The sequence below is a fragment of the Acinetobacter sp. YH16038 genome (assembly GCF_013417275.1).
Lineage (GTDB): Bacteria > Pseudomonadota > Gammaproteobacteria > Pseudomonadales > Moraxellaceae > Acinetobacter.
The window spans coordinates 1-12,700 of the sequence record NZ_VPEG01000003.1 but is presented as its reverse complement, the minus strand read 5'-3'; the positions used below and the strand labels follow the sequence as shown (position 1 = coordinate 12,700).

Annotated in this window: 8 protein-coding genes and 1 tRNA gene; all 9 read right to left on the bottom strand. The window is 40.5% G+C overall.

The annotated features are described in order from the left end of the window. Positions 1-61: 61 nt before the first annotated feature. Complete coding sequence (gene lptB, locus FTV34_RS00730) at positions 62-805, bottom strand: LPS export ABC transporter ATP-binding protein (RefSeq protein WP_180068433.1); 744 nt, start codon at positions 803-805, stop codon at positions 62-64. Further along, positions 805-1,371: a lipopolysaccharide transport periplasmic protein LptA gene (gene lptA / locus FTV34_RS00725; RefSeq protein ID WP_004786229.1), complete on the bottom strand. Its 567-nt coding sequence runs from the start codon at positions 1,369-1,371 to the stop codon at positions 805-807. Before lptA ends, lptB begins: the two co-directional genes overlap by 1 nt. Beyond that, positions 1,355-1,903 (bottom strand): LPS export ABC transporter periplasmic protein LptC, encoded by a 549-nt coding sequence (gene lptC / locus FTV34_RS00720; RefSeq protein ID WP_034705852.1) that lies wholly within the window; start codon positions 1,901-1,903, stop codon positions 1,355-1,357. The genes lptA and lptC overlap by 17 nt, the downstream gene beginning before the upstream one ends. Before the next feature lie 33 nt (positions 1,904-1,936). Then, positions 1,937-2,476: an HAD family hydrolase gene (locus tag FTV34_RS00715; protein ID WP_034170294.1), complete on the bottom strand. Its 540-nt coding sequence runs from the start codon at positions 2,474-2,476 to the stop codon at positions 1,937-1,939. A 3-nt stretch (positions 2,477-2,479) separates the two neighbouring features. Continuing rightward, complete coding sequence (locus tag FTV34_RS00710) at positions 2,480-3,457, bottom strand: KpsF/GutQ family sugar-phosphate isomerase (protein ID WP_180068431.1); 978 nt, start codon at positions 3,455-3,457, stop codon at positions 2,480-2,482. A gap of 272 nt (positions 3,458-3,729) precedes the next feature. Next, a tRNA-Gly gene (locus tag FTV34_RS00705) sits at positions 3,730-3,805 on the bottom strand. Between the two features lie 65 nt (positions 3,806-3,870). After that, on the bottom strand, positions 3,871-5,292 hold the full coding sequence (gene cysS / locus FTV34_RS00700; protein WP_180068430.1) for a cysteine--tRNA ligase: 1,422 nt from the start codon (positions 5,290-5,292) through the stop codon (positions 3,871-3,873). A 147-nt stretch (positions 5,293-5,439) separates the two neighbouring features. Further along, complete coding sequence (locus FTV34_RS00695) at positions 5,440-5,853, bottom strand: hypothetical protein (RefSeq protein ID WP_180068428.1); 414 nt, start codon at positions 5,851-5,853, stop codon at positions 5,440-5,442. Positions 5,854-5,920: 67 nt separating this feature from the next. Beyond that, a partial coding sequence (locus FTV34_RS18065; RefSeq protein ID WP_218949321.1) for an Ig-like domain-containing protein occupies positions 5,921-12,700 on the bottom strand: 6,780 nt, incomplete at its 5' end.

The following is a 12,700-nucleotide window of genomic DNA, read 5'->3' as shown; positions in this document are numbered from 1 at the left end:
AAAAAAACCGCATTTGACGACTAAAGTCTTAATGCGGGTTTTTTCTGATAATGAAAATTTTCTATACAGTAAAGTCATCACCTAGATAAACTTTACGTACCGTTTCATTGGCCAGAATTTCTTGTGCCGTGCCTTCAGCAATGACTGAACCTTCGCTGACAATATAGGCATGTTCACAGATGGCCAAAGTTTCACGAACGTTATGATCGGTAATCAATACACCAATTCCACGATCTTTCAGCGTCGTAATAATATCTTTAATATCACCCACGGAAATCGGATCAACCCCGGCAAAAGGTTCATCCAGTAACATGAATTTAGGGTCAGCTGCCAAAGCACGAGCAATTTCAGCACGACGACGTTCACCACCCGACACGCTCATACCCAATGAATCTTTAATATGGGTAATTTTAAAGTCTGCCAGTAATTCAGCCAGACGTTGCTGACGCTGAGCTTTAGTTAAATCCTTACGCGTTTCCAGAATCGCCATAATATTTTCAGAAATGGTTAGTTTTCTAAAAATAGAAGCTTCCTGAGGTAAATAGCCAATCCCTTTTCGCGCACGTTCATGCATTGCCAAGTCAGACAAATCGAGATCATCCAGATGGATTTCACCCTTGTCCATACGCACCAGACCCACCACCATATAGAAACTGGTAGTTTTACCTGCACCATTAGGCCCTAAAAGCCCAACAATCTGCCCACTTTCCATACTGAAGGAAACGTCCTTGACTACCCAGCGTTTACTATAATTTTTCGCCAGATGCTTAATGGTTAAAGTTTGAACCTGATGCGTCTGTGCCATTAATCACGTGCTCCCGGAAAGGATTTCGAAGATGAAGGCGGAATCACGATTTGTACACGACCTGCTGCTGAACCGGTTTTATTTGGTGTACCTGTTGCTTCAATATCGCCTTTATTCATGCTGTATTTCAGTGTATTACCACGGATACTAGCGCCATCTTGCTGCAAGTAGGCATTTCCAGATAGGGTAATAATCCCGGTTTCTGCATTATAGACAATTTTCTGTGCCTGACCTTTGGCCAAACCTTTGGCAGGATCAACTTTCTGCTGAAATTGAGCCGGGCTACCTGTTGCCGTAATCAGGCTAATCTGTTTTTTATTATTCAGATTCGCCACAATTGAATTGGCCTGCAATTTCATGGTGCCCTGTTCAATGATGACATTACCCGAATAAGTGGTGACTCCAGTACGCTCATTAAAAGTCGCACGGTCAGCTAATAAGGTAATCGGCTGATTACGGTCAGATGGCAATGCAAATGCAGTGGCTGAACCCAATGCAACCAGACTTAATAACGCAGCGCGCTTAAGGAAAGTGTTCATCATTTTAGCTCTAGGAATTTGGTTCATACTTTCCTCGAATATTAAAGAATTCGTATTGACCATCATTAAGATTGGCTTTTAGGCCCTGACTGATAAATTCAGCCTGTGGAGATTCAACAATGACGGTTTTATCGGTTTCAATTTCACGTGTTTTCGGAAAAGCCGTCAGCTCCTCGGTGCGGAACTGCATTTTTCCATTTTGCATGATCTTGGTCGCCAGCACTTCTTGAGAAAGTACAACTTTTGTATTGTCATCATAACCGTTGCCCTGTTTGGCAAAGAATGTCGCATCAATCTGACCGTCTTTATAGGTCGTTGCCTGCAGATTTTTGAGACTTGAAGTCTCTAGCTGCAGGTTTTGTTCAAGCTGGTCGACCTGGGCACGAACAGACAACATGCCCTTTTCATCAGTTTGGGTTAAGTTAATATTATTCGCAGAATAGGTCATGCTACGTGCAGAATCAGTCTGCAACTTGTTGCCTTTACCGCTGTAATAGTAATAACCACCACTTATTGCGGCAATGATAATAGCCGTAAGATATAAAACTCTAGTGTCCATAAGCGGTGTACTTAATCCAGGATGTATGACTTATTAATAAGGCGCACGAGTATATTTTTCAAGTAACTCTTGGTACTTACCTTTGGACATCAGTAACATGTCACAAATCTCGCGTACCGCACCACGACCACCATAGGCTTGCGTTACCAGATCAGCACGACGACGTACTTCAACATGGCCGTTTGGAACAGTCACTTTCATGCCAGCAATCGCGAAGGCAGACAGATCAGGCCAGTCATCACCCATGTATAAACAGTCTTCAGGGTCGATATTGAGCTGAGTACACGCTTCACGTAAAGCAGTCCCTTTATCTTCGCGGCCCTGATAAACCAGATCTACACCTAAATCCGACATACGTTTTTGTACGATATTGCTTTGACGTCCAGTGATAATGATCACTTTGATTCCGGCTTGCTGTACCAGTTTCATACCCAGCCCATCACGGATATCAAAAGACTTGATCTCATCACCCGTATTGGTCAATGTAACAAAACCGTCGCTTAAAATACCATCTACATCAAGTACCAGTGCCTCAATATGACGTGCCTGCTCTAATAATACATAAGATGCCATTTATTAATTTACCCCAGCCTGAATCAGGTCATGCATACTAATTACACCAATGACTTTATTGGCATCATCAACCACAACAAATTGATTAATTTTACGTTCGTTCATTTTTTCCAGTGCAACGACAGCACGCGCTTCCTGAGAAATCGTCAGCGGATTTTTGGTCATTACTTCCTGAATCGGTAAATTGACATCAAAACCTTGCTGTTTGTCGATCAGGCGGCGCAAGTCACCATCAGTGAAAATACCCAGCAGAACATCATTTTGATCCACAATTGTGGTCAAACCTAGGCGTTTATTTGAAATCTCGTATAAAACTTGATTCATCGGTGTATCTGGTGACACTTTTGGCAATTCCGAACCTGTATGCATGAGGTGTTTTACATGCAGCAATAAGCGTTTACCCAAGGCACCCGCTGGATGTGACAATGCAAAATCGTCAGCAGTAAAACCACGGGCATCCAGAAGAGCGACAGCCAGAGCATCACCCAGCGCTAAAGTTGCTGTTGTACTCGAAGTCGGTGCCAGGCCAAGTGGACAGGCTTCCTGAAGATGACCCAGAGTTAAAGCCACATCAGCATTTTGTGGCATTGGGCCTTTGGCATCACCACTAATGGTAATTAAGGGAATTTCCAGACGCTTGATCAGAGGCATCAGCATCATGATTTCATCGCTTTTGCCTGAGTTTGAAATGGCGATCAGTACATCACCCGGTACCAGCATACCGAGATCACCATGCCCTGCCTCGCCCGGGTGCATGAAGAATGAAGGCGTACCCGTAGAGGCAAAAGTTGCCGCCATTTTACGGCCAATATGCCCGGATTTCCCCATCCCGGTAATCACCAGACGACCTTTGCACTGCAAGATAATTTCACATGCCTGATTAAAACGCTCATCAATCTGCGTGGCTAAAATCTGTAATGCTTGTTCTTCGATACGCAAGGTTTCAAGTGCAACTTTCTGGAAGTCTATTTGATTTGGCATATTTGGTGGGTTCAAAGTAGGTTTACCTTAACTCTATACAGAGTTGACTCAGTCTAGCAAAAATAATTTTCGCAATTTTATCATATCTATGCAAATGTCAGGTTTCAAAATGTAGAGCTTTTCATAAAACTTAAACAGAATGTTTAGAAATCTCCCTGACCGAAAGCTCTTCATTATTCAGAATTTCATTATGTAAATCAGTTCTGATTGTCCTTTTTATTTTGCGTAGGCAATAAAAAACCCCAATCTTCCGATCAGGGTTTTTTGAATTTTGGAGCGGGAAACGAGACTCGAACTCGCGACCCCAACCTTGGCAAGGTTGTGCTCTACCAACTGAGCTATTCCCGCAATATGGGAGTGAATTATAGAGAGTTTCTGCTAACTGTCAACTCTCTATCGATTCAACTGCCGAATTAATCAGCACGACGCCATACAGTTCCTTGACGGGTATCTTCCAGCACCACCCCTTGGTCTAATAAAGACTGGCGGATTTCATCGGCACGAGCAAAATTTTTCTCTTTTTTGGCATCTTTACGTTGCTGGATGAGATCTTCAATCTGCTCTTCAGACAAGCCTAAAGCTTCCTGACCAATATCAGACTTCAAGAATTCATCGACATTGTGCTGTACCAGACCCAGAATATTAGTCAGGTGACGCAGAGTAGAATAATAAACTGTAGCCTGTTCCTGATTCTGATCTTTTACTGCACGGTTCAGCTCTTTATTCAGTTCAAACAATACAGCAATGGCTTCTGGTGTATTGAAGTCATCACACATGGCTGTATTGAAACGCTCAACAAAGCTTTGATCTAAAGTTTCAACAACCTGCTCACCATATAGCGCTTGATAAGCTTTAAAAGAATGATAGAAACGCATCAGCGTATTTTTTGCTTCTTTTAAAGCTACATCTGAATAGTTCACTGGGCTGCGGTAGTGTGAAGATACGATAAAGTAACGCACCACTTCCGGATGGAATTTTTCAATCACATCACGGATGGTGAAGAAGTTACCCAAAGACTTCGACATCTTTTCACCATCAACATTGATGAAGCCGGCGTGCATCCAGTAATTTACATACTGTTCGCCAGTGGCTGCTTCTGACTGTGCAATCTCGTTTTCATGATGCGGGAAGCTTAAGTCAGCACCACCGCCATGAATATCAAAATGATTGCCGAGGCAGCAGGTAGACATGGCTGAACATTCAATATGCCAGCCTGGACGGCCATTGCCCCATGGTGATGCCCAAGAAGGTTCATTTTCTTTGGCATGTTTCCAAAGTACAAAGTCAAACGGGTGTTTTTTCTCAACTTCGACGTCTACACGTTCAGAAGCGCCTGCCTGCATATCTTCCAGTTTACGGCCTGAGAGACGCCCGTATTTGGCGAATTTTTCAACCTCGAAGTAAACATCGCCATTATTTGCCGGATATGCAGTCCCTTTTTCCACCAGCGTACCAATCATGTTTTGCATCTGATTGATGTAATCAGTGGCTTTTGGTGCTTCATCCGGTGCAAGACAGCCTAATTTGGCAAAGTCTTCATTCATGGCATCAATAAAACGGCTGGTCAGTGATGAAATGCTTTCCCCATTTTCATTGGCACGTTTAATAATCTTGTCGTCAATGTCAGTGATATTGCGTACGTATTTTACTTTCCAGCCCTGACTGCGCAGGAAACGGATAATATAGTCAAATGCAACCACTGTGCGTGCATGTCCGATATGACAGTAGTCATAGACCGTCATCCCACAAACATACAGATCAATCTGACCTTCTTTACGAGGTACAAATTCTACTTTTTTACGTTGCTCTGAGTTATATAGAACAAATGGTTGCATAGGTCTTCTAGAATGCTTTTACAAATGATGGCTCATCTTAACCTAAGCATTATTTTTCATAAAGTTTTAAGAAAAGTTTTCAGGGCTTTTTCTGCGGTTATTTCTATATTGTATAAAAAGACCAGCTATTGCTGGTCTTTTCAAATATCAGGATTTAGCTTCTGTTTTGCACTGTATTAACATCTGTTTGGTTTTTGGACCTAATGAATTACTCAGGCTGGTATTTAAAACACGCGCATAGTTTTGATGATCTTTCTGGTAGAAATCTACCGTAGTCCCTTGGTACTCGGCGGTAGTTAGATATTGATAATCTTCAAAAGATTTTTCAGACTTAGGCTCAATTGACTTTAATAAAGCACGCTTTTGCTTAGCAGAAATTAAGCGCAAAATACTTTTTTCACCAATCACATAAGATAAGCTATGAGCTTTTTGCTTTGAACAATCTAAAGCATATCGGCCTTGAAGTTTACCTAGTTTTACCGAATCCCCTACAGCCGTATTGGCATGCGTAAATGCACTGATTGAAGTCAGGAGTGCAATACTCACAAATAATTTTTTCATAGTTTGCTCAATATTTAAAAATGGCGAAGCATAGGGTGAAAGCAAATGCTCCCACCCTATTGGCGAATTAATAGATGATTTGATTGTTTTTCAACAAATCAGCAAGTGTCGTCTCAACGTTATTCAATGTCAGCAATTCTGTCATTGCATATTGATTACCTGAGATCGCTTTTCCGCTGTCATCAACAACTGTCTCGCCATCTCGGTCAATACTAATAATCGTATGACCATCTTTGACTTCAACAGATACAAATTTCGCTAGGTCAATACTACCGCCTTCAGATTTTTGATCTGCTAACAGTGCAGAAATATCAATTACATCTGCATCAGCTGATGTGTTCACATCACCTTTAGCAAAGTTTTTCCATAAATCTTGGTCATGACCACCTGTAGCATCAGCCGCATTCAATACGTCATAAATTGCTGTATCACGTCCACCACCTACTGTAGAAATGAACGTATCTCTACCCTCACCACCATTAAAGATGTTATTGCCAGTGCCACCATATAAGAAGTCATTACCTGCACCACCTACAAGCACATCATTACCAATATCACCATATAAGGTATCGTTACCTGCACCACCATTTAGGTAGTCATCACCAGAACCACCTTTGATGGTGTCCATGCCTTCACCACCATAAATCACATCATTACCTGAACCACTGCTAATAATGTCTTCGCCATCATAGCCGTAAATTAATAAGTCTTTAATTTCAGTTGAGCGATTGATCGTTTCAGTTGGTGCATCATTGCCTTCAACTAAGTTCACAGCGCCATTTAAGCTATTTCCTGTGATTAAGCTTAAATCAACAAGCTTACCAAGTGATTGAGAGGTAGAAACATTTTGCGAATCGGTAGCAGTAATAGTCATGGCATTCAAGACATCAAGAGATAGTAAATTACCGTCTAGAAGACCTAAAGCGCCATCTTGCGAACCGAATTGTAACGTTGCTAATAACTGATTAATCGCTTCATTTGAAATCTTACGATCTGTATTGCTTGCACTTGTAATCGTAATCGTTGTGGTTTTGCCAACAAGATTTGCAAGCCCGTCAGTTGTGGTTTGTACAACATCAAGACCTAATTCTTGTTCTAAACGTTCAGACCATTTAAATGCAGGATTGGTTACATTTAAAGATACACCTTGTGCAAATGTAATAGATACTTCGCTTAAGTTATTGTCTACATCGTAAACAGCTAAATCCTGATTACCTAAGTCTAGGATATGCAATAAATCTACACCAACAAGCCCAAGCAATGAAGTATCTTGGCCAAATACAAACGGTGCTTGGTTTAATGGATCAAATATCACAGATTGTAAGTCTTCACGGTCAAAGGTAACTTTAGTTGATGCAGTATCACCATCATTATCTGATATTGTGAAATCTACAACGGTTTGAGCACCACTGCCTGTATTGGTTTGAATTGGTAAAGCATCTGTAAGCAATTTGCCTTGACCAATTAAGCTAGAGATTAAGTGATAGTCTGAAGTAAATCCTTCGGTTAAATTTACACCAATCAAGTCGATAATTTGTTCAACTTTTGCAGTATGTACAGCTGCATTAAAGCCACCTACAAATTCACCTTTTGTATTGATATATAAAACAGTTTTGTTTGCTACTGCGTCATATTCAAAGTGTAAGTAATTCGTTAAGTTACCAGCCCCAAAACCTTGATATCCTTCACCTTGCAATAAATTTGCTAAGTCAAGTACATCACCACCAAATGCTTGTGGACGGATATCAAAATCTTTAATCGTGTCTCGTGCAATTGTGACTTTATTCATTAAATAGTCATCTTTCTCCCAACGGAAGATATCAGCACCTGTACCGCCAATCAGGGTATCATTGCCCTGTCCACCTACTAGCACATCATTACCAGCATTACCCGTTAAGGTATCGTTGCCTGTACCACCGTATAAAATATCTGAACCAAGACCACCGACTAATGTGTCAATACCGTCCAAACCATATAATGAATTTGAAACCTTAGAGTTTTTAACCACTAAAGTATTATCTAACCCAATTTGGTCAATTTGTTGAGTGTTATCAACATCACCTTTTAACAAATCATTCAATAAACCAACTTCAGCGACTTCAACTTGTGCTTTATATGCAAGACGCTGTCCATTAGCATCTTTAGCTTCAATACTAATGCCAGGTAAAACACTTAAATTAAGTGTACCAGTTAAACCACCATCAATACTTACCGTACTTAATAATTGATTAACTTGGAAAGCATCAAGCTCTTCACCAGCAGGATCAGATTTAATACTTAAATTTAACGCACCATCTTTAATCGTTGAGTTTACATCCAACCCAAACTCTCTAGCTAAGTTTTCGTCAAATGTGAATTTTTTAGGATCTCCAGTCAGAATAAGGCCTAAGAGAGCACCAAGATCCAGACCAGACATAATCGCTTCAACTTCATAAATACCCTCACCTTGCACTGTTAAAAGCTGTTGATTTTCCATTGCGATAAGTCCAGCAACGTTTAAGTCTAAGATACCTAATAAGCTACTATCCCCCCCAATACTTACACCTACAGGAGAACTTGCAGTATATGTGTTGGCATCAAATACCTGAACATCATACTGATATTGACCAGTGACTAGATTCACAACCAATGTTTCACCTGTTGCAGTAGTCACCATCAATTGACCATCTTCTAAGCCTTTATTGTTATAAGCATAACTAATAATGTTAGATGATGTACCCATTTGAGTTACGGTATTTGCTTGTGGATCAAATACAAACGTTACACCGTTTAAGGCAACCGATTTAACAAAGCCACCATCAGCACCATAATCGACAACTAAACCATCATTAATTTGATAAGTACTTGTGCCTAAATCATGTACTTTATTAGCTTTAGCTTCAGGCTGATCATCTGTTAATACAACACTGATGTATTGTGACTCAACAGTAGTGCCTCGTGCATCAGCAAAATTCATACGGATATCAAAACCAAGTTTGTTATCTGTACTAGAACCTTGAGCACCATGATCTAAAGGCTGTTTTAATGTAACGTCATAAGTACCATCTTTTTGGATATTTACCACAATCACTTCTTGACCGTTTGCACGACCAATAAGTTGTTGATTCACACTTTCCCAAACAATTTTTTGACCATTTGACGTCAATTCTTGGTTTGGTGCTTGTAAATAAATATCTGTATAAGTGGCTTGTGGTTTAGCAAATACGCCTGAACCTTTAACTTCGGTCACAGCAGTATTAATTAAATCAGCTTCATCCATGTTTACAACTTGGCTAGCTGTATCTCGGTCAGCATCTTTAAAGTAGACGGTTTGTGTTTCAGTCGCTTTATTGCCTGCTTTATCAGCCACTTCAGCTTCAACTGTAAAGTTAGTGTTTGGTGATAAACCTAATCCACTTAACTCTGTGTCAGAAATTTGAACTGACCACTGACCATTGGTTACAACTGCATTTTTAACAAGCGCACCAATCGTTACCGTTACAGGACGACCATCTTCTGCACCTGTTGCCTGGCCACTAATAGTTAAGCCATTTGCCAATTCAACATCAGTTAAAACACCATCACCAGAAACAGTGTCAATGCTAAGTTCTGGTGCTACAGTATCAATCACTAAGAACTCAGTAGCTGCGCTATTGGTATTTCCAACTTTATCAGTAATAGTGACTTCAATTAAGTATTCACCATCAGGCAATGCTTTATTAGCAGGAATAGACCAATTACCCGCTGCATCAACCACTGCTGAACCAAGCACATAACCATTAGCAGTCACTTCAATGGTTGAACCTGGTTCTGCAGGTGCTTTTCCTGTATTAGACCATGTTGGTGTTGAATCATTGGTAATACCTACAATTGCAGTACCATCATCATTCAAGATCGCATATTCTGGTGCATCTACTTTTGTATCAACAATGAAAGTACGTTCAGCTGTAATATTACTACTAGAACTCAATCTCATCTTAATAGTATAAGTACCATCTGCAAATTCTGGTGTGTTTAAAGGCAATGTTGAAGTCCAAGAGGTAGCTCCACTTGAACTATATATATATTGACCAGTTCCACTGCCTGAAGATATAGCTGGTTTTACCCAATTACTTCCACTGAGTACATATCTATCACCATTTGCAGCAATTATTTCACCATAAAGAGTCCCATTGGTGAGTGTACCTTGGGCACCACCTGAAATAGTTAATGAACCAAATTCAGCAGCATTAACAATATCGTCTTTATTAGTGGTTAGCGCATTAATAGTAATAAAGGTATTAGAGCTATCCGCTGTTGTTGATTCAGTATCATAATCCACATTTCCGGCTAAATCTGTTGCTTTAGCTGTAAAGGTATTAGCAGCTGTAGTTACTTCACCTGCAGGTACAGTAATCTTCCAATTGCCATTTGCATCCGCTTTAGCTTCTACTGGTCTACCATTAGTATTTAATACATTACCGTTAATTTCTAAAGTAATGGTACTAAATGGCTCAGCGGTACCCACCACATCAAAACCTTGACTAATTTCTGCTGCATGCAGTTGATTATCAGTTGCAATACTAACAATAGTAACTTCACTCATAACCTTATCTAAAACAACAACTTGATCAAGTGTACTAATTGAGCTATTGCCCGAAGCATCGGTTTGTTTTACCTGAACTTGGCCAATTGGATATACACCATCCACAGCAATCGTAAATTCTGCTTCAGTTGGCATTACTGTAGATGCAGTAAATGATGTAAATGTAAGACCACCATCTACACTATATTCGTATGCTGCGCCTTCTTCCAAGCCTGAAACTTTAATAGTTCCATTGCTTGTTACACCATCACCAACAATATTTGTATCATCTACCAAAGTTAAAGTAGCTTGAGCAGGTGCCGCTGTATCACCGGTAATATCTTGATCTAATTGACCTTCTAAACCAGCTTTACCTGTCCCTACACTCACATAACTATTTGCAGGTACAGTGATCTCAACATCTTTAAGGTCACTCGTTGCATTTGGTGTAAATGTTGCTGTGTAAATGAGTGGATTAGTAACATCCTGTTTTAAAGCTGTGAGTTGTCCACCTACTACACGAATATCAGACGCATCAAAACCTGCTACTAATTCACTAAAAGTAAATGTAATGGTTGTGGTTTCACCTGCTTTCACTGTATAGCTATCAGATGTGATCGTCACACCTGGCGGTAAAGTTAAGTTCACTAAAGGATTAACGACTGTCACTTGAGGACTAAAGTTACCCGCCTCATCAGCAATTACACCATCCTCAACAACAATTTGTACTTGGCCATAAAAATCTGGTGTATTTGGTTTAAATACAATAACGTCATCACCAAGTTGGTTTTGCTCTACAGCAAATGTACCTTCATTGCTATCAAGTAAGTTTGCTAAGTCAGTTAAAGTAGCGATTTGTGGCTGGCCTTGACCATCAAGTACATAAAGCACTTCAGACGGATTAAAGCTTACAATACCATCTTCACTAATACTTAAACCTAAATCAGGTGCAGTCTTATCAAGTGTATATGCGCTATAAGCCAATGTATCTGAAACGTTACCTGCCGCATCTACTGCTTGTACAGAAATATCAAGTGCACCATCAGCCAACGTTGCTAGATCACTTGGATCAATTGATACATTCCAATTGCCTTGTGGATCTGCAGTCACAGTCAATGGTTGATTAAGGCCCGCAACCTCTACTGTAACTTCAGCCCCTGCTTCTGCAGTACCTTTGATGACAATAGCTTGTTGTTGCTCATCGGCATTGATAAAGAAATCTTGTGGGTAAATTAAGCCTGTTGTACCTGTCGTTTCAACTTCAGATATTTGTGGCGTTACTGTTTGAGTATCAACTGTAAAGACTTTTTCAACACGTTCAACTTCGCCGAATGCATCTGTTGATGTAATGACTATTTTGTTTTGACCTTCACGTACAACAACAGAAACGATCATTTCACCTGCTAAAATATCATCAGCAGTTACAAGATACTTTTCACCATTCACACTGATAATATCGTCTTCTTGAGCATCCGCACCAAGCTTAATCTTAATATCAGTTCTTTGATCATCACCAATTTCAGCTTTATTTAGAGTATCTAATGGTGCTAGAACATCATCAACTAACTCAATGGTGCCAATTTTATCAGTTGCTGTATTGATAAGTTCAAATGAGATGATTTCTCTATCAATCTTACCATCGGCATCAATTGCTTCAACCAAATAACTATTTTCACCTAATACAACAGATACAAGTAATTTAATAGAACCATTGGCGATATCATCTGTGGTCAAGGTATATAGCGTCGTACCCACAAGCACTTTATCACCTGTTTGAGCACCAGTGATGCCATTGGCTATATCGGCAGGAGTTAAATTAATAGTTAAATTAACCTTACCTTGAGCATTTAAATCTTGTTCCGTAATTTCAGTGTTGGCGATTGGTTTACCGGTTACCTGAACACTTGCAATGATATCAGTTAAACCTGTTCCCTCATCTCCCTTGTCACCTTTGTCGCCGGCTGCACCTTGTGCTTTGATGCCGGTATCCGTGCCGTTAATGACCCACGTGCCCGCATCGCTGATGCTGATTTCACCAATCGCAGAAACACCTGTGTCCTCTGTGCCGATCCACCAGTTGCCATTGCTACCAATTTCTGGCGTTAGGCCGTTTTCACCATCTTGACCGTCAGTACCATCTTTACCATCAGTGCCTTGTGCTTTGATGCCGGTATCCGTGCCGTTAATGACCCATGTGCCCGCATCGCTGATGCTGATTTCACCAATCGCAGAAACACCTGTGTCCTCTGTGCCGATCCACCAGTTGCCATTGCTACCAATTTCTGGCGTTAGGCCGTTTTCACC